Annotated in this window: 16 protein-coding genes; 10 read left to right on the top strand and 6 right to left on the bottom strand. The window is 71.8% G+C overall.

Annotated features, from left to right (window positions below; translation table 11 throughout):
- Positions 1 to 32 precede the first annotated feature (32 nt).
- The 4 genes from V4Y04_RS01415 to V4Y04_RS01400 form a co-directional block, all read right to left on the bottom strand.
- Complete coding sequence (locus tag V4Y04_RS01415) at positions 33 to 1,538, bottom strand: metallophosphoesterase family protein (protein ID WP_332425215.1); 1,506 nt, start codon at positions 1,536 to 1,538, stop codon at positions 33 to 35.
- A 151-nt stretch (positions 1,539 to 1,689) separates the two neighbouring features.
- The gene (locus V4Y04_RS01410; protein WP_332425213.1) at positions 1,690 to 2,445 is read right to left on the bottom strand and encodes a dienelactone hydrolase family protein; all 756 of its coding nucleotides are present in this window, start codon (positions 2,443 to 2,445) and stop codon (positions 1,690 to 1,692) included.
- Positions 2,446 to 2,673: 228 nt separating this feature from the next.
- The gene (locus V4Y04_RS01405; RefSeq protein WP_332425211.1) at positions 2,674 to 3,294 is read right to left on the bottom strand and encodes an L-threonylcarbamoyladenylate synthase; all 621 of its coding nucleotides are present in this window, start codon (positions 3,292 to 3,294) and stop codon (positions 2,674 to 2,676) included.
- Positions 3,295 to 3,597: 303 nt separating this feature from the next.
- Positions 3,598 to 3,747, bottom strand: a complete 150-nt coding sequence (locus V4Y04_RS01400; RefSeq protein ID WP_332425210.1) for a hypothetical protein — start codon at positions 3,745 to 3,747, stop codon at positions 3,598 to 3,600.
- A gap of 237 nt (positions 3,748 to 3,984) precedes the next feature.
- Between V4Y04_RS01400 and V4Y04_RS01395 the strand changes: the two genes are divergently transcribed.
- The 3 genes from V4Y04_RS01395 (at position 3,985) to V4Y04_RS01385 (ending at position 6,680) form a co-directional block, all read left to right on the top strand.
- Positions 3,985 to 4,170 carry a hypothetical protein gene (locus tag V4Y04_RS01395; protein ID WP_332425209.1) on the top strand — a complete coding sequence of 62 codons (186 nt, stop codon included), beginning with the start codon at positions 3,985 to 3,987 and terminating at the stop codon, positions 4,168 to 4,170.
- Positions 4,171 to 4,348: 178 nt separating this feature from the next.
- Positions 4,349 to 6,007 carry a catalase gene (locus tag V4Y04_RS01390; RefSeq protein WP_332425207.1) on the top strand — a complete coding sequence of 553 codons (1,659 nt, stop codon included), beginning with the start codon at positions 4,349 to 4,351 and terminating at the stop codon, positions 6,005 to 6,007.
- Positions 6,008 to 6,356: 349 nt separating this feature from the next.
- Positions 6,357 to 6,680, top strand: a complete 324-nt coding sequence (locus tag V4Y04_RS01385) for a hypothetical protein (RefSeq protein ID WP_074995366.1) — start codon at positions 6,357 to 6,359, stop codon at positions 6,678 to 6,680.
- Between the two features lie 31 nt (positions 6,681 to 6,711).
- On the opposite strand, the gene V4Y04_RS01380 is transcribed toward V4Y04_RS01385, so the two are convergent.
- Positions 6,712 to 8,085 (bottom strand): alpha-lytic protease prodomain-containing protein, encoded by a 1,374-nt coding sequence (locus V4Y04_RS01380; RefSeq protein WP_332425200.1) that lies wholly within the window; start codon positions 8,083 to 8,085, stop codon positions 6,712 to 6,714.
- Between the two features lie 662 nt (positions 8,086 to 8,747).
- On the opposite strand from V4Y04_RS01380, the gene V4Y04_RS01375 reads away from it, so the two are divergent.
- The 3 genes from V4Y04_RS01375 to V4Y04_RS01365 all read left to right on the top strand — a co-directional run bounded on the left by V4Y04_RS01375 (position 8,748) and on the right by V4Y04_RS01365 (position 12,107).
- Positions 8,748 to 9,353: an Rv1733c family protein gene (locus V4Y04_RS01375; RefSeq protein ID WP_332425198.1), complete on the top strand. Its 606-nt coding sequence runs from the start codon at positions 8,748 to 8,750 to the stop codon at positions 9,351 to 9,353.
- Between the two features lie 316 nt (positions 9,354 to 9,669).
- Positions 9,670 to 11,322 (top strand): SulP family inorganic anion transporter, encoded by a 1,653-nt coding sequence (locus tag V4Y04_RS01370; protein WP_443080160.1) that lies wholly within the window; start codon positions 9,670 to 9,672, stop codon positions 11,320 to 11,322.
- Positions 11,323 to 11,765: 443 nt separating this feature from the next.
- Entirely contained in the window at positions 11,766 to 12,107 is a 342-nt protein-coding gene (locus tag V4Y04_RS01365) for an ArsR/SmtB family transcription factor (protein ID WP_332425195.1), read from the top strand.
- Positions 12,108 to 12,138: 31 nt separating this feature from the next.
- On the opposite strand, the gene V4Y04_RS01360 is transcribed toward V4Y04_RS01365, so the two are convergent.
- Positions 12,139 to 12,792 carry a class I SAM-dependent methyltransferase gene (locus tag V4Y04_RS01360; RefSeq protein ID WP_332425193.1) on the bottom strand — a complete coding sequence of 218 codons (654 nt, stop codon included), beginning with the start codon at positions 12,790 to 12,792 and terminating at the stop codon, positions 12,139 to 12,141.
- 132 nt (positions 12,793 to 12,924) lie between these two features.
- On the opposite strand from V4Y04_RS01360, the gene V4Y04_RS01355 reads away from it, so the two are divergent.
- The 4 genes from V4Y04_RS01355 (at position 12,925) to V4Y04_RS01340 (ending at position 17,278) form a co-directional block, all read left to right on the top strand.
- Positions 12,925 to 13,377, top strand: a complete 453-nt coding sequence (locus V4Y04_RS01355; RefSeq protein WP_332425191.1) for a flavodoxin family protein — start codon at positions 12,925 to 12,927, stop codon at positions 13,375 to 13,377.
- A 95-nt stretch (positions 13,378 to 13,472) separates the two neighbouring features.
- Positions 13,473 to 14,105 carry a GNAT family N-acetyltransferase gene (locus V4Y04_RS01350; RefSeq protein WP_332425189.1) on the top strand — a complete coding sequence of 211 codons (633 nt, stop codon included), beginning with the start codon at positions 13,473 to 13,475 and terminating at the stop codon, positions 14,103 to 14,105.
- A gap of 259 nt (positions 14,106 to 14,364) precedes the next feature.
- Positions 14,365 to 15,042: a lytic polysaccharide monooxygenase auxiliary activity family 9 protein gene (locus V4Y04_RS01345; RefSeq protein WP_332425187.1), complete on the top strand. Its 678-nt coding sequence runs from the start codon at positions 14,365 to 14,367 to the stop codon at positions 15,040 to 15,042.
- Positions 15,043 to 15,334: 292 nt separating this feature from the next.
- Positions 15,335 to 17,278, top strand: coding sequence for a DUF1996 domain-containing protein (locus tag V4Y04_RS01340; protein ID WP_332432665.1), 1,944 nt, complete (start codon positions 15,335 to 15,337; stop codon positions 17,276 to 17,278).
- Positions 17,279 to 17,368 lie beyond the last annotated feature (90 nt).

Genomic DNA, 17,368 nt, shown 5'->3' with positions numbered 1-17,368 from the left:
CCCCGCTCGGCGGCCCCGCGCCGGGGGTCCGGTCACGTCAGCGGGATGGTCACCTCGTCCTCGACCGGCGGAGCGACCTCCTGCGCGAGGTTGCCGGTGGCGGCGTGACAGCGCAACCGGATCGCGTCCGGGCTCACGTCCAGCCGCAGGAAGCACTTGAAGAACGGTGGCGTGTAGGTGGCCGAACCGGGCGAGAACACCTGCGTGTGGACCTTGCGCACGGGCAGCCTGAACCGCTTGCCCCGATCGGGCCGACGGCCGGTCCCGAGCAGCCCGGCGACCAGCCGCACCCGCCGGGTGACCCGGGCAGGCGTGCTCGGCACGCGGGTGGGACCGATGCCGAGGCGTTCGGCGATCACGGCCGTCGCCTCGGTATCGGTGAGGGTGAAGAAGCGGCGCAGCCGCGTCCGGCGCGCGTAGAGCGCGCTGTAGAAGGCGAGGGAGTCGCCGCGCAGCGGATAGCAGCGGAAGTCCTGCTCGGTGACGCCGGCGACGTCGACGCGGGGAATGGTATGGGTGGCGTGCGTGAAGGCGCCGCCACCGCCCGCCACCACGTACTGGAGCGTACGGCCGTCGCCCAGACGGACCGGATAGCGCTGGTAGTTGTGGATGTCACCACCGATCGCCGCCACATAGCGGTGGTCCGGGTCACGGACGATGTCGTCGACGGTCCCCCCGCCCTCGACGGGACAGGGACGGTGCGCGCCGTCCACGTACAGCGGCGATCCGGTCACGAGGATCTTCGGGCGCGGCCCCCGGGACACCTCCCGCAGCCAGGCGCCCTGCTCGGCGTCGACGGTTCCCAGCAGGCCGGTGTCGATACCTATGATCCGCACCGGCCCCGCGTCGATCGCCCAGTACGGGCCCGGCTGCACCGCCCGCTGTTCCGGGCCGGAGCGCAGCCTGCGCGCCTCGGCGAGGCGGTGGCCGTCACCCGGGCGCGGCCGGTGCCACAGCAGGGAACGCAGCCACGCCCGGGTGAGGGGACGCGGGGCGGGCTCGGGCGGCAGGGGAGGGGCGTCGTCGCAGAAGACGCGCATGAACCCGCCGAGGTCCTCGTACCAGTCGTGGTTGCCGGGTATCGCGTAGATGGGCGCCTTGTAGTCCTGATACGGGCGGAAGAACTTGTCGCCGTAGTCGTCGGCGCTGCCCACCGGATAGATCACGTCGCTGGCCAGCACGGTGAAGGCGGTGTCCCGGCCCTCCTCCAACAGCCCCGGTACGACGGCGTACTGGGGCTCGCCTCCCTCGCCGGTGTCACCGATGACCAGGAAGGAGAACCGGTCCGGACCGCCGTGCCGGATCACCTTGTCGGCGGGCGCGCCGGCCGCCGCCCGCCGGGCCACCCACCGGCTGCGGGTGCGGCCCGTCGGGTCCCCGAGCCAGGAGGCCAGAACCCCGTTGCGGGCGGCCCACAGCATGCGCGGGTCGAACCAGGAGATCTTCTTGTCCTCGGACGGCAACAACCTCCGGTACTCGCCCCGTTGCCCGGTGCCCCAGCCGGCGCCCTCGGCCGTGTCGCGTGAAGAGTCTGACATCGGAGCACCGTAACAACGGTGCCGCGAGCGGCCGGAGAGCGGGTACGGGCAGCGGTATACCTGAACTGGGTTCTTTCAGTGAGGCGTTGAAGACTTCGCTCGGTCGGCACGCCTCGACAGGACTCTCGGAGAACGAGGTCCGGCGGGTTCCTCAGAAGGTGCGGCTCAACAGGTCCAGCAGAGCGGCCCAGTGACGCTCGTCCGCCTCCTTGTCGTAGGCGGCGGTGTCCGCCTGTGTGTAGCCGTGCCGGGCCCCGGTGTACACCTCGCAGCGGTGCCGGACCCCGGCCGCGGTCAGCGCCCGCTCCAGCCGCTCGATCTGATCCTCGGGCATCGACGGATCCTGGTCGGCGTGACCGAAGTACAGCTCCGCGGTGATCCTGCCGGCCGACAGGTGCGGGCTGTCCGGCGCGTCCGGCGCCAGCCGGGCCCCATGGAATCCGGCGGCGGCCGCCACCCGGTCCGGGTAGGCGCCCGCCGTACGGAGGGAGAGCGCCGCGCCCATGCAGTAGCCGGTCACCGCCACCGGGCCGTCGGCCGCCGCGGGGTGGCCGGCCAGCCATCGCAGCCAGGCGCCCGCGTCGCGCATGGCGAGTTCCGGTGTCAGCTCCCGCAGGATCGGTCCGATACGCCGGAAGATCTCCGGCCGTGCCACCGGGTCGATGAACTCGGGCAGTTCGACCACCGGACTGCGTCCGTGGCGGTAGAACACGTTCGGTACCAAAACCGTGTACCCGGCCCCCGCCAGCCGGTCGGCTATCGCCCGCATCCGCGGCCGCAACCCGAAGGCGTCCACGTAGAGCAGGACCGCCGGCCGGGGACCCCCGTCGGCGGGATGCGTCAGATACGCGTCGGCGGTGCCGTCCTCGGTGGTGATGTCAACAGTGCTTCCCTGTACGGCGGTCATGGCCGGTGGGTGCCTCTCTGCGGGATACGTCGGACCGGGGCCGCTCCTGCGACGAGCGGAGCGGATCATGCTTCATCGTGACATGCCCCGGGCCCGGCACTTCGGTCCTGACCGGTTCAACACGGTGCAATGGTCGCCCCTTTGGGACAACCTGCGCCCGCCCCGGTACGTTCCTCACCGCTCCCGCGGATCCGGCGGCCCGTATCGGGGCAGTTCACCGCGCCGCCGTTACTCGAACCGTGAGGTGTCGCCCGCACCCCGCCGTACGATTTCGGCCTCGCCGCCCGAGAAGTCGATCACCGTGGTCGGCTCGGTGCCGCAGTCCCCGGAGTCGAGCACCGCGTCCACCACGTGGTCGAGCCGGTCCTTGATCTCCCAGCCCTGGGTCATCGGCTCGTCCTCGCCGGGCAGCAGCAGGGTGCTGGACAGCAAGGGCTCGCCCAGCTCCGCGAGCAGCGCCTGGGTGACGACGTGCTCGGGGATGCGCACGCCGACGGTCTTCTTCTTCGGATGCTGGAGCATGCGCGGCACCTCCTTCGTCGCGGGCAGGATGAACGTGTAACTGCCCGGCGTGGACGCCTTGATCGTGCGGAACACGTCGTTGTCGATCTGTACGAACTGGCCGAGCTGAGCGAAGTCCCGGCACACCAGAGTGAAGTGGTGCCGGTCGTCCAGCTTGCGGATGGTACGGATCCGGTCGATGCCCTCCCGGCTGCCGAGCCGGCAGCCGAGTGCGTAACAGGAGTCCGTGGGGTACGCGATCAGAGCGTCGTCGCGGATGCTCGCGGCGACCTGGGAGATGGTGCGCGGCTGGGGATTGTCGGGGTGCACGTCGAAGTACTTCGCCATTCACCGAGCTTATGCCGCCCGCACGGCAGGACCGCACATCCTCGGCAGGACCGCACATCCTCGGCCGGACCGCACATCCCCGGCCGGGCCGTCCGCGCCCTGGTTCCGTACCCGCCCGTGGGCTGCCCATGCGTCGACGGTGTGCCGACGTCGTGCAAGGTTTCCCTCTCCTCCCCGGCCGCCCGGCATGAGCCGGCCGCATCCGTGGGACAACGTCCGGTGCCGGGCCGCACATGGGTTCGTCATGCCGCGGGAGCATGACCGGAACGGGGGACCGGCCGTGCTCCCGCACGCCGCGTACGCCTACGCTGTCTGCCGGGCCGGCTCCCCCGTCCGCGGCGAAGCGGTCCGCGACACCGCCGCCGCGATGACGGCGTCCAGAAGCATGCGGGAGCGTCGCAGGTGCTCGATCATGAGATCGACACGATCCCGCTCCACCGTCGGCTCGCTCACCGGGAGAGCATCCGCCGTTTCGGACGGCCCTCCGGCGCGGTCCGGCACACAGGGCAGCAGTTCGGCGGTCTTCGAGCTGCACAGCCCCGCCGCTTACAGTTCCTGGGTCCGCCGCCGGTCCCTCGCCGCCGACCTCGCCGCCCTCGGCCGACCCTTCCCGGCCGGTCCCGACCCCGTCGAGCGACCGCGCACCGGTGTTCCCGTCGAAGCCCTCCGGGAAGCGCGCGATGTACACCGGTGCCCACTGCGTACACCGGCTGTCCCGCCCACCCCTACCCCGGCCGCACGGCGGACGAGGCGGGCCGCCGCCGCTCCGAGTCGCCGGTCTCCGTGATGCACGGCAGCATGGCCCTCGTACGCAAGCCCCCGGCGGGACGTGCGCGAGGCGCGCGGGCCGGCCGTCGGGCGGCGGACGTTCAGTGAACGGGCCACCGACGCGTGAGTGACCACGTGGTTCCCGGGAAACCGGGGACACCGGGACAGGGACACGGGCTGCCGGGACACCGGGGCTCCCGCGCGGTCGGCGGCGACCGGCCCGTGGCCGCGCGCCACCGTGCTCCGGTCCGCCACCAGTCATGAGCAGCCGAAGGAGTGCACAGACATGACGGACGTTTCGAGCCGGGGTCCTGCTCCGGGCGACGACCGCAAGGTACTCACCAACCGCCAGGGCCATCCGGTCTACGACAACCAGAACCAGCGCACGGTCGGCGACCGGGGGCCCGCCACGCTGGAGAACTACCAGTTCCTGGAGAAGATCAGCCACTTCGACCGGGAACGCATCCCCGAGCGAGTCGTCCACGCGCGTGGTGTCACCGCCTTCGGCTACTTCGAGGCGTACGGAAAGTGGGGGGACGAACCGATCTCCCGCTACACCCGGGCCAAGCTCTTCCAGGAGCAGGGCAAGCGCACCGACCTGGCCATCCGCTTCTCCACCGTCATCGGCGGACGCGACTCCTCCGAGGCGGCCCGCGACCCGCGCGGCTTCGCGGTGAAGTTCTACACCGAGGACGGCAACTGGGACCTCGTCGGCAACAACCTGGGTGTCTTCTTCATCCGGGACGCGATCAAGTTCCCGGACGTCATCCACTCCCTCAAGCCCGACCCGGTCACCTTCGAGCAGCAGCCCCGGCGCATCTTCGACTTCATGTCGCAGACGCCCGAGTCCATGCACATGCTGGTCAACCTGTTCAGTCCGCGGGGCATCCCGGCGGACTACCGGCACATGCAGGGCTTCGGTGTGAACACCTACAAGTGGGTCGACGCCGAGGGCGAGACCAAGCTCGTCAAGTACCACTGGATGCCCAAGCAGGGCGTGCGCTCCATGACCGAGGAGGACGCCGCCAACGTGCAGGCGGACTCCCTCGGCCACGCCACCAAGGACCTCTACGAGGCGGTGGAGCGCGGCGAGTACCCGGAGTGGGAGCTGCTCGTCCAGATGATGGACGACCACGACCACCCGGAGCTGGACTTCGACCCGCTGGACGACACGAAGACCTGGCCCGAGCAGGACTTCCCGCCGAAGCCGGTGGGCAGGATGGTGCTGAACCGGATGCCGGACAACTTCTTCGCCGAGAGCGAGCAGATCTCCTTCGGTACCGGCGTCCTCATCGACGGCCTGGACTTCTCCGACGACAAGATGCTCGTCGGCCGGACCTTCTCCTACAGCGACACCCAGCGCCACCGCGTCGGTCCGAACTACCTGCAGCTCCCCGTCAACCAGGCCAAGAACGCCGAGGTGCGCACCAACCAGCGCGACGGCCAGATGACGTACCACCAGGACGGCGCCGGCGAGAACCCGCACGTGAACTACGAGCCGTCGATCACCGGCGGCCTGCGGGAGGGCCAGTACCCGACGCACGACGACCAGGGCCCGGAGATCCGGGGCCGGCTCACCCGCAAGCGCATCCCCCGCACCAACGACTACCTCCAGGCGGGGCAGCGCTACTGCCTGATGGAGGACTGGGAGCGCGACGACCTGGTCAAGAACTTCGTCGACCTGTTCTCCCAGTGCGACCGGGAGGTGCAGGAGCGCATGGTGTGGCACTGCCTCCTCGCCGAGAACGACCTCGGCCGCAGGGTCGGCGACGGCCTCGGTATCAGTCCGCAGGACGTCACCCATCTGAAGCCCCTGGAGGGCCAGGATCTGACGGACGAGGACCGCAAGCGAATGGCCAACCTCGGTGACAACCCGCCGCGCGACGTGGAGGGACTCACCATGACCCACTGCGTCCCCGACGAACGGCATGTGGTGAGCCGCTGAGCGGTTCTCCCGGCGGGCGGCACGGCGTGGACCAGCGGCGGAAGGCGCTGGTCCACGCCGTGCCGCCCGCCGACGCGTTCCCGCCCGCCGTCACCCGGGACGTGAGTGGCCTCCCGCGGTCCGTCGGGGAGCGACGCCCACTCCGCCGGGGGATCTCTCCTGCCCGAAGAGCTCGGGAGAGTGCGTGCCGGCCCCACACCCCCGGCGTGTATCGACCGGACAGACAGGGACGACCACCTCCGGTGCGTCCCTGCGCGCCCCCGACATTCGCCCCCCACCCGTCACGCGGGACGGTGAAAACGCCCCGCCGACCGATCGAACGGGCCGGTGCCGGGGGACGAATCGGATCATGACCAGTGCATCGTTCTCCAGCACCCTCACCCTGCCCGCCTCCGTGTGCGACCAGGCCGCACAGCACCTGGAGCAGGCCGCCAAGCGGACCGTCGACGGGGCCGGGATCCCGTTGAAGGCGTTCCGCGCGGCGGCCGACAGCGACTACACCTTCCCCGTCGCCGTGGTGGAACAGGCCGCCGCCTGCCTGCTCGTCCTGGCCACCGAAACGGCCCAGACGGTACGGCCGTCGGCGCTGCGCGCCACCATCAGTGTCGCCCTGAGCCTGCGCGACGCCGCCCAGGCGGTGCGCCGGCCCGCGCTCACCACCCGGTTCTGGTGAGACACGCCGGGCACGCCGGGCCTGCGGGGCATCAGAGGCGCTGCCACAGGGCCGGTGTGCCGGCGGGCGCCCACGCGCTCTGGGCCTGGTGCGTCTGCAGGCACTGATAGCGGACCCCGTCGCGGGTCACCGTGGCTCCGGCCGGGTAGACACGGCCGGCGGCCCATGTGTCCTCGGCGCCCTCCTGCGGATCCGGTGTCGCGGTCTGCGCGAGCTCGGTGGTCAGGGTCAGGCCGAAGTCGGCGAGGATCGGGTTGACCGGCTGGTAGAACGTGGTCCCGCCGCGCGTGCAGTCACCGGAGCCGCCGGAGGTGACGCCCTGCGCCTGGGAGCCCGTGACGTAGGGTCCGCCGGAGTCGCCGGGCTCGGCGCAGACCGTCGTCCGGGTCACTCCGTCGACCGTGCCCTCGGCGTAGCTGACGCTGGTGTCGTGCTGCTGGATGGTCCCGCAGTGCCATCCGGTGGTCGAACCGGACCGGCACACCGACGCCCCGACGAGAGCCTCCACCGAGCCGGTGACCTGTACCTCCTGGCCGTCCTGCGCCTTGACGCCCGGCGTGGCGGTCCACGTGTCGTTGGTGCCCACCCACGCCATGTCCCTGCCGGGGAAGACGGAGCCCTGGAAGGTGCCCTGTGCGGTCTGATCGAAACCGGTGGTCGTGTCACCCCGGTCGCCGCAGTGACCGGCGGTGGCGAAGCCCTGCTGCGCCTCCTTGGTCACGGAGAAGCCGACCGAGCAGCGGGCGGTGTCATTGATGTAGTAGGCGTCGCCGCCGGTGATGTCCTGCAGCAGTCGCGGCCGGACCGTGGACACGAGGATGGTCACGTCCTGGTCGTCGACCCCGGCGGCCTTGACGAAGGCGGCACCGGCCGACACCGTCCGCGCCTGCACCACGAGCCGGTTCGCCGGTACGTCCACGTACCACAGTGGGGTATCGGCGGTGTCGCGGGCGGCGGCCGCCGCGTCCAGTTTCTCCTTGGTGGCCCGGAGGCCGGCCAGCGAGTGGGTGACGACGACGGCCTTGGCGCCCTGGGCCTCGATGGCCGCCACGTCCTTGGAGTCGGTGGTCGCGACGTTGAGTTCCTCGGAGGCCGCCCCGCGCACCCAGGCGCCGGCGAACCGGTCGCCCAGGGCGTTGCGCAGGACACCCGCGCGGGTACCCGCTTCCGCCTCGTTGGCCGGCCGCGCGGCCGCCTGCGGCGAGGTCAGGCCCAGGTCACGCCGGAGTGCTCCGAGCATCGCCGCCGACGGGCGGTCGGCGCCGACGGTCCGGGCCGCGCCGGACGTGGTGCCCGCCACCGGGTCCGGCTCGGCCGACACGGTGGAGGGGAGAGCTGCGAGGACGAGCGCGCCGAGCGCGGCCAGGGCCGCCCGTCGTGCGGGCCGGCCATGTCTGTGGACCATGCGGTGATCTCCTTCGTCGTGGGGTGAAGCTGCCGCAGAGCCTCAGGTTTTGCCCATGACGCCCGTTGCGATGTCATCGGTGACCCGCTTTCGCGCTTTGGTGACGCGAACGGGCGCCAAGTGCAGTACTGCGTACGACGCCGGTGGCGATGGCCGGGCTCCGCGTACGTTCCGCGCGCGCACTGCTCGCGCGTGGCACGTCCGGCGCCCGCCGGCCGTGGCGGCCCTCCCGCAGGGACCGCCGCCCTCGCCGACATCGCCCGGACCGCGCTGCCGGCGTTCGCCCGCGCCGCCCTCGCCCTCACCCGCGGCGACACCGGCCGGCCACCGCCGCACCTCGGGGCGGTGCTCGCCACCGACGCCGTGCGCGCCGTGCTCCGAGCACCGGCAACGGTGTACGGCAGGCCGCGTGGAGCGATGGCCGGGGCCCGGCAGCGCCCTCGGCCGGGCGCTCCGACCGAGGGCAGGGGACCGCCGGCATGTCCGGGCGGTCCATGTGCCCGGCGCGGCCCGACGGCCCGACGGCCCGGCGTCACACGGTGCGGACCGAGGGCGGCCGTGGCCCCGAAGCTTTCCGGACCCCGGACGGGACCGTTCGGCCCATGCGCGGGGCGGCCGGGTGACGCACCCTGGAGAGGTGGCGCGCGAGGAGGTGACGGCCCATGGGGAGGACCCGTGGTGCGCGGCCCCGCAGGGTGTGGCTCTGGCGCTGGCGGAGCAGCCCGCTGCGCCGCCGCAGTGACGTGATCGAAGCCTGGCTGCTGCTCGTCGTCCTCGTCCTCACCCTGCTCACCGGGGCGCTCACCGGCCTGGCGGCGGCGGGGGCGGTGGACCGGTCCCTGGCGGAGCGCCGCGCGGAGTCCCGTGCCGTCCCCGCCGTACTGGCCGAGGACGCGGCCGACGTGCTGCACTCGCCGGTGACCGAGGACGGCAGTGGGGACGGCCGGGCATGGGTGAAGGTGCGGTGGACGGCTCCCGACGGCACCGGCCGCACGGGCCGGACCGAGGCCGGCCCCGGGGACAAGGCGGGCAGCGTGGTCATCGTGTGGACGGATGACGCGGGGCGCCTGGTCCCCGAGCCGCCCGGTGGAGCGGACGCGCGGTTCCAGACCGTCGTGGCCGGCCTCACGGTCGCCGCCGCCACCGGGGGGATGGTCGTGATCGGCGGATGGCTCGTCCGGTCCCGGATACGGCAACGGCGCTCGGAGGAGTGGGAGGCCGAGTGGCGGCAGGTCGAACCGTCGTGGCGAAGGCGGATGAGGGGTTGACCGGCTGACGGGTTGACTACCGGTGCTCTGCCCCCGGCACCCTGACCACCGGCGGACGGCCGGACCGCACGAGCCGCCCGGGTGCTGCCGTCTTTGCCGTTCACTGCCTAGTCGATCTGCGCAATTGCAAAATTTAGCAATTGCGTACATGCTTGAATGTGTCCGTTGTCGTGGGCCGTCGAGGCTCGCGCCGTCACCGCGCGACGGCGTGTCGTGGCCGCCGGGAAGTCGAGGGGTTGTGTCAGTACCGCTGTTGCTCGCCGGAGTCCGGTCCCGCATCACGTCGCTGCTGCCCGGCCGGGACGACCTCGGTCAGATGCGTCGCAACCCGCGCCGGGACCTGCTCGCCGGTCTGACCGTCGCCGTCGTCGCCCTGCCCCTCGCACTCGGCTTCGGGGTCTCCTCCGGGCTCGGCGCGGAGGCCGGGCTGGCCACCGCTGTGATCGCCGGTGCGCTGGCGGCCGTGTTCGGCGGCTCCAACCTCCAGGTCTCCGGACCGACCGGCGCGATGACGGTGGTACTGGTGCCCATCGTCGCCGAGCACGGCCCGTCGGGCGTGCTCACCGTCGGGCTGATGGCAGGCGCCATCCTGGTGGCGCTGGCGCTGCTGCGGGCCGGCGGCAGCATGCGGTACGTGCCCGCGCCCGTGGTGGAGGGCTTCACACTCGGTATCGCGTGCGTGATCGGACTGCAACAGATCCCGAACGCCCTCGGCGTACCCGCCCCCGAGGGCGAACGGGTCCTGGTAGTGGCCTGGCGGGCGTTCGAGGAGTTCGCCCGCACCCCTGACTGGACCGCCGTCGTGCTGGCGCTCTCGGTGGCCGCCGTGATGTTGCTCGGGGCACGCTGGAGGCCCACCGTGCCCTTCTCCATCCTCGCCGTGATCGCGGCCACGCTCGTGGTGCAGATCGGCGGCCTGGACGGGGTACGGCCCATCGGCGAACTGCCCTCCGGCCTGCCCGCCCCCTCACTCGCCTTCGTCGACGTCGGCGCCCTCTCCGAGCTGGTCGCGCCCGCCGTGGCCGTGGCGGCGCTGGCCGCACTGGAGTCGCTGCTGTCCGCCTCCGTCGCCGACGGCATGACCGTCGGACAGAAGCACGACGCGGATCGCGAACTGTTCGGACAGGGCGTGGCGAACCTGGCCGCGCCGCTGTTCGGCGGCGTCCCCGCGACCGGCGCGATCGCCCGCACCGCGGTCAACGTCCGCAGCGGAGCCACCTCACGGCTGGCCTCGCTCGCCCACGCCGCGGTCCTCGCCGCGATCGTCTTCGCGGCAGCCCCGCTGGTGTCGAAGATCCCGCTCGCCGCTCTGGCGGGCGTCCTGCTGGCCACCGCGGTCCGGATGGTCGAGGTCGGCTCGCTGCGCGCAATGGCCCGCGCCACCCGCTCCGACGCGCTGATCCTCGTGCTGACGGCCGTCGCCACCCTCGTCCTCGATCTCGTCCTCGCCGTGATCATCGGCCTGGCCGTCGCGGGCCTCCTCGCGCTGCGAGCCGTCGCCCGGCAGGCGCGGCTCGCACCGCTGGCACTGGACCGGGGCGACCACACCGAGGAGGAGCACGAACTGCTCGCCGAACACATCGTCGCCTACCGCCTCGACGGTCCGCTGTTCTTCGCCGCCGCCCACCGCTTCCTGCTGGAACTGACCGAACTCGCCGACGTACGCGTCGTCATCCTGCGCCTGTCGCACGTGAGCGTCGTCGACGCCACCGGCGCTCTCGTGCTCAAGGACGCGGTGACGAAGCTGAGGCGGCGCGGCATCGTCGTCATGGTCTCCGGTATCCGTCCCGGTCATCGGCAGGTCCTCGACTCCGTCGGGGCCCTCGGCCTGCTGCGGCACGAGGGCCGGGAGTACGCCACGACCCCCGAGGCGATCAACGCGGCCCGTGAGCACCTGCGACTCACCGGCGTCCTGCCCGCGGCCCGGGCCCCGCAGTCGGCACCCCTGCCCGTCCGGGAGGCACCGTGACCCGAGTGCGGCCCGTTCCCCCTCCGCGCCACAGGCGGCGCCCATCGCGCGGGGAAGCGACGATGACGTCGGCGTGCCGCCCACCGTCATGTGCTCACCCTCCCCACGGAACCGTCCGTCGTTCCCTCGCCCGCGAGACCGCCGAGCAGCTCCGGGCCGGGCAGGGGAGCGGCGGACACCACCCCGCGGCCGGCCCGCGTCGCTCATCGGGTGCCCTGCCGCCACCGTCGGACCGGCGGCACGGCGGTGGCCCGCGGCGACTTCGGCGGCCGAGGAAAGAGCGTCCGGACCACCCTGTGATCCCCGAGGGTGCGACCACCGGACATCAACGATGTACGAAGTTGCTAATGTCGGAAAACGTCGAGGTCGGGTGCCGACGACGTACAGGCGAGGCGATGGACCGGGGCCCGGTGCCGGGCCGGCGCCGGGAAGGGGACGGCACGATGAGCACGCCGCTTTACCAGCTGAAGGCCGAGTTCTTCAAAACCCTGGGGCATCCCGCCCGTATCCGGGTCCTGGAACTCCTCAGTGAGCGTGAGTACGCGGTCGCGGAGATGCTGCCCCAGGTGGGCATCGAACCGGCACATCTCTCCCAGCAGCTGGCGGTGTTGCGGCGGGCGAACCTCGTGGTCAGCCGCAAGGAGGGCTCGACCGTCCACTACTCGCTGACCAGCCCCCACGTGGCGGAACTGCTCCGCGTGGCACGCACCATCCTGTCCGGTGTCCTGGCAGGCCAGGCCGAACTGCTCGCCGGCCTCAGGGACGAGACGAGCCCGCTCCCGTAGCGAGGGCCGCATTCCGCGCGGCCGTCCCGCGTCAGTTCGCCGGGGCCGTCTCCTCGCGCCGGCAGTGCAGGAAGAGCTGGGGTTCAGGCGTGGCGTCGGAGGGGGCCGGGGTGAACATCACGCTCTCCTCGGACAGCACCGTCAGCCCCGCGTCCCGCACCAGGCCGATCACGTCCTGGGCGGCGAAGCTGGTGACCCGCACGTTCTGCCCCATGAAGACACCGTCGAAGCCCTCCACGTCCAGGGGCACGGTCGCCAGTGCGAACAGGCCCCCCGGCCGCAGTACCCGGGTCAGCCGGCGCAGCAGGCCGCCCTGCTCCGCACGGGACATCTGGAGCAGGGCGAAGTACAGACAGACGGCGTCGAACGAGCCGTCCTCGATCGGCATTTCCCGGATGTCCCCGCAACGGAACTCGGCGTCGGGCACCTGCCGGGACGCGATCTCCACCATCACCGGTGACACGTCGATCCCCAGCACCCGGTGACCCGCCGCGGCCAGCGTGGCGGCCGTGGGCCGGCCCGTCCCACTGCCCACGTCCAGTACCCGGCCGGCGGGCGGGAGCCGTTCCAGCAGCCACTCCAGGGAGGCCCGGTGCGCCCCGGAGGCGGCGAACGCCCTCTCGTAGTCGCTGCCCAGCGCGTCGAACACCGACGCTGCCGGTGACCTGTGATTCCCGTCGGCCAAGACACACCCCGTCTCCGTGTACCGATGCCGCGCATCGTGCCATTCCCGGCGGGCCATCACAACGGTTCGCGGCTCCTTACGGCGCGTCGGACCGGCTTGCGGGGGTACCGGCCGGCACGGCAGGGTCAGGGGGTGCCGACTCTGCTGATCATTCACCACACGCCCTCACCCCACTGCCAGACGATGTTCGAAGCGGTCCTCTCCGGCGCCACGGCCCCGGAGATCGAGGACGTCCGCGTGGTCCGGAGAGCGGCCCTGGCCGCCACCGCGGGCGACGTCCTGGAAGCCGACGGCTATCTCCTCGGCACCCCGGCGAACCTCGGCTACATGTCGGGGGCGCTCAAGCACTTCTTCGACCAGGTCTACTACCCCTGCCTGGACACCACCCGGGGCCGGCCCTTCGGTTACTACGTGCACGGCGGCAGCGATGTCACCGGGGCGGTGCGGGGCATCGAGTCCGTCACCAAGGGCCTTGGCTGGCGGCGCGCCGTCGACGCCGTGACCGTCACGGGCGAACCCGGCAAGGCCGCCGTCGAGCGGTGCTGGGAACTGGGCGCCGCCCTCGCCGCCGGTCTGATGGACTGACGTCCGGACCGCACCGGCCCCTCCTCCCGGGTACGGAGCGGCAGGGGCGGGAACCGGATTGTGGGAGCGCTCCCGTCCGATGCAGGATGCCGGGCATGACCCTGTCTCCCTCGATTCGCCCGTACCGCCGCGAGGACCGGCCGGCCCTCGACGACATCTGTATCCGCACCGCGCACAACGGGCGGGACGGCCGCGCCCTGTACCGCGACCCGAGCATCCTCCCGGCCCTCTTCGCCGCCCCCTACGTACACCTGGAACCCGAACTGGCCTTCGTCCTGGACGACGGGCGGGGGCGTGCGGTCGGCTACATCCTCGGGGTAGCCGACACGGAGCGCTTCGCCCGGGACTTCCGCACCGGGTGGCTGCCCCTGGCCGCCGACCGCTACCCCGAGCCGTCCGGGCCGCCGGGTACGAGGGACGAGGAGATGGCCCGGCTCCTGCACCACCCCGAGCGGATGTCCGTCCCCGAACTGGCCGCCTATCCGGCCCACCTGCACATCGACCTGCTGCCCGACTGGCAGGGTCTCGGTCATGGCCGGGAGTTGATGCGCACGCTCCTCGAGGCGCTGGACGGCCGCGGGGTGCCGGCGGTCCACCTCGTGACGGTGAAGGCCAACGAGCCTGCCAGGGCGTTCTACGACCGGATGGGCTTCCATGAGATCGAGGCGCACATCGACGATTCCGTCGTCTGCCTCGGTCGCTCGACCCGGGGCCGCGAACGGCTGTGACCGACGGATGGCGGCCGGCTCCGGGCGGCCGGGACGCCCCGTACGTCGAAAGGCGTCGAACACGCCATGACCGGTGTGGAAGTGGCGCAAACGGGTGTTGCTCCTCCGCTTCCCGAGGCGCAGCCAGTGTTCCTGGGAGCGCTCCCATAGCTCCCGCGCACACGCTCCGGCGTGCACCTGGTGTGTACCCCCACGTGCACTGACACCCTCGCGCGCCGAGCGCCGACGTTCGCACACCCCCACCCGGAAGAAGGAGATCATGAATTGGCATGTCCGTGACCTGCGTGTTCGTGTCGCGTCGTGTCCCCCACTCGTCCTGAGCGCCCTCGTCGCCACGCTGCTGTGCCTGGTCCCCTGGAGCGGCACCGCCGCCGCGCACGGCTCGGTGGTCGACCCGGCGTCCCGCAACTACGGCTGCTGGCTGCGCTGGGGGAGTGACTTCCAGAATCCGGCCATGGCGGACGAGGACCCCATGTGCTGGCAGGCGTGGCAGGACAACCCCAACGCCATGTGGAACTGGAACGGCCTCTATCGCGACGGCTCCGCCGGCGACTTCGAGGCCGTGATCCCCGACGGTCAGTTGTGCAGCGGAGGACGGACCGAGGGGGGTCGCTACAACTCCATGGACACGGCGGGCGCCTGGCGGACCACCGACGTGGACAGCGACTTCACCGTCCAGTTGTACGACCAGGCGAGCCATGGTGCGGACTACTTCCACGTCTACGTCACCCGGCAGGGCTTCGACCCCACCACCCGGTCGCCGGGCTGGGACGACCTCGAACTGGTGGCCACCACCGGCTCGTACGGCCCGAGCCAGAACTACTCGATCCCGGTGAGCACGTCCGGTTACAGCGGCCGCCACGTCGTCTACACGATCTGGCAGGCCTCGCACATGGACCAGACGTACTTCCTGTGCAGTGACGTGAACTTCGGCTGACCGGACGTCGCTCGCGCCGCCCGGCTCCCCAAGTCCCTTCCGTGCACACCGAGTCGGACGGGGTCCGGGGGTCCGGGTGGGCCCGGGGCTTCCTGAGATTCTTCGAAGAAACCGTGAGGCGCTTGAACGCACCGCGGAGCACCTACGTATGAGGCGTGGGAATTTCATGTCACCCCCCCCGCGACAGAAGCGTAGGAGTACTGCCTTGGCACGCAACACACGCAGACGCCCCCGAGGGCCACAGCGCGCGACCTTCGCAGCGGTCGCGCTGATCCTGGGCGGAGGGGGGTTGATGGCGGCCAATGTCTACGCTTCCGCGACGGAGGACGACGCCGACGGAGCCGGCCAGGCGCGGGTTCTCGGCGGCGCCACCATCAACTGCCCCGATGTAGGGACCAACCTGACCACGGTCCCCGAGAAGGCGCGGCCGGCCGTCGACAAGGAACTCGCGGCGCTGGACGAGCAGATCGCCCAGGCCTACCAGCGCCTGGCGGATTCCGCCCCGGCCATTCAGCAGGACCCCGGCGTCGCCGACGAGAAGGTCGTGGGTCCGCTCGAGGAGGAGCGCTCCGCGACCCTCGACCGCATCTCGGGCGCCATGGAGCAGGAGGGCGACCGCCCCGAGGGCCTCGGCGAACTCGCCGACTGCTCCGTGGTCGACTCCGGTAACGCGTCCGCCCAGCCCGGCGACGGCCAGGACGGGAACGGCCAGGAGGGCGGACAGGGAGAAGAAGGCGAACAGGGCGGCGACGAGGGCGCAGGCCAGGAGCAGGGCGGCGGAAACGGCGGCCAGGCGGGCAACGGGCCCGTCGCCGCGGACTTCGTGGACATCAAGAGCATCCAGCCCAACGTGGCCAAGCCCGCCGAGTCGGGCGACGCCTCGAAGGGCACCTTCGTCAGCAGCTGCGGCGTCAACGAGAACGGCCTGTTCAACTCGGACAACGTGATCGCCGCCCCGGGTGTGGCCAACGGCGCGCACCACTTCCACGACTACATCGGCAACCAGGCCACCAACGCCTTCTCCAGCGACGATGAGCTGGCGGCGGCCGACACCAGCTGTGTGGACCAGGGCGACAAGTCGTCGTACTACTGGCCCGTGCTGCGGCTGCAGAACGGCACCCAGGAGCAGGACGCCAATTCCCCCGGCGGCGGCATCGAGGGCAACGTCGGTGAGATCGTGACCCCCAAGGAGGTCACGCTGAACTTCGTGGGCAACCCGCAGGGCGAGGTCACGGCCATGCCGAGGCTGCTGCGCATCATCACCGGTGACGCCAAGTCGTTCGTCAACGGCCCCGCCAACGCCAACGCGTCCTGGAGCTGCACCGGCTTCGAGGACCGGCAGCTGGCGGACAAGTACCCGCTGTGCCCGCAGGGCAGTGACGTGGTCCGCACCTTCGACTTCCAGAGCTGCTGGGACGGCCGCAACACCGACAGCGCCAACCACCGTACGCACATGGCGTTCGTGGACGCCCAGGGCAACTGCCCGTCCGGCTTCACGCCCGTGCCGCAGCTGGTCCAGCGCATCGTCTACGACGTCGACGCGCCCAGCCTGAACGACGGTGGCGCGACGACCCCGCTGTTCGCCGTGGACTCCTTCCCGGAGCAGCTGCACAAGCCGGGCACCGACCACGGCGACTTCATCAACGTCTTCGAAGAGGACCTGATGCAGGAGATGGTCGACTGCATCAACGGCGGCCGCACCTGCGGTTCCGGCGCCGGCGGCGGCGAGCAGCCGGGTGAGGACCCCCAGGAGGAGCCCACCGAGGCGCCCGAGGCCCCCGACGAGGGCGGCAACGACAACGGCGGTAACGACAACGGCGGCAACGACAACGGTGCCGAGCAGCCGGGCGACAACGGCGGCAAGCCCGGCGACGACGGCGACGACCAGCAGGAGAACCCCTCGGAGTCTCCGGCCGACGTTCCGGCCACCGAGGAGCCCGCGGGCGACGAGGCCACCACACCGCCCGGGGACGAGCAGCCCGAGGTCCGGGCCTCGACCAAGGGTGACAATGTGGCAGGTGCGGGTCAGAGCGACGGCGGAGCCGGCCAGGCGACGCCGGACGTGGGCACGGCGACCAACGACGGCGGACAGCAGGCCGCTGCCGCGGATTCCACCGAGCCGCAGACGGTGACCGGCGGCCTGGCCGACACCGGAGCCCAGCTCTGGCCGGCGGCGGTGGGCGCCGTCCTGCTCGTCGCGGGCGTTGTGCTCCTGCGCCGCGTGCGACGCGCCTGATCCCCCACGGCTCGGCCGATCCGGCACAGGGCGTCTGAACCGAAACGTCCCGCCGGGTGAGGTGCGGGCGAGGTACGACGGCGGCAGGTC

Source organism: Streptomyces sp. P9-A2 (genome assembly GCF_036634175.1).
Lineage (GTDB): Bacteria > Actinomycetota > Actinomycetes > Streptomycetales > Streptomycetaceae > Streptomyces > Streptomyces pratens.
Note: the sequence above shows the minus strand (reverse complement) of the source record. Positions and strands in the feature narration are given on the sequence as shown.

Bases quoted from the DNA above. Each gene is read 5' to 3' on its own strand.
- V4Y04_RS01345 (WP_332425187.1), top strand. From the start codon at position 14,365: ATGAATTGGCATGTCCGTGACCTGCGTGTTCGTGTCGCGTCGTGTCCC.
- V4Y04_RS01365 (WP_332425195.1), top strand. From the start codon at position 11,766: ATGAGCACGCCGCTTTACCAGCTGAAGGCCGAGTTCTTCAAAACCCTG.
- V4Y04_RS01405 (WP_332425211.1), bottom strand. From the start codon at position 3,294: ATGGCGAAGTACTTCGACGTGCACCCCGACAATCCCCAGCCGCGCACC.
- V4Y04_RS01350 (WP_332425189.1), top strand. From the start codon at position 13,473: ATGACCCTGTCTCCCTCGATTCGCCCGTACCGCCGCGAGGACCGGCCG.
- V4Y04_RS01370 (WP_443080160.1), top strand. From the start codon at position 9,670: ATGCGTCGCAACCCGCGCCGGGACCTGCTCGCCGGTCTGACCGTCGCC.
- V4Y04_RS01390 (WP_332425207.1), top strand. From the start codon at position 4,349: ATGACGGACGTTTCGAGCCGGGGTCCTGCTCCGGGCGACGACCGCAAG.
- V4Y04_RS01410 (WP_332425213.1), bottom strand. From the start codon at position 2,445: ATGACCGCCGTACAGGGAAGCACTGTTGACATCACCACCGAGGACGGC.
- V4Y04_RS01375 (WP_332425198.1), top strand. From the start codon at position 8,748: ATGGGGAGGACCCGTGGTGCGCGGCCCCGCAGGGTGTGGCTCTGGCGC.
- V4Y04_RS01385 (WP_074995366.1), top strand. From the start codon at position 6,357: ATGACCAGTGCATCGTTCTCCAGCACCCTCACCCTGCCCGCCTCCGTG.
- V4Y04_RS01380 (WP_332425200.1), bottom strand. From the start codon at position 8,085: ATGGTCCACAGACATGGCCGGCCCGCACGACGGGCGGCCCTGGCCGCG.
- V4Y04_RS01340 (WP_332432665.1), top strand. From the start codon at position 15,335: ATGGCGGCCAATGTCTACGCTTCCGCGACGGAGGACGACGCCGACGGA.
- V4Y04_RS01415 (WP_332425215.1), bottom strand. From the start codon at position 1,538: ATGTCAGACTCTTCACGCGACACGGCCGAGGGCGCCGGCTGGGGCACC.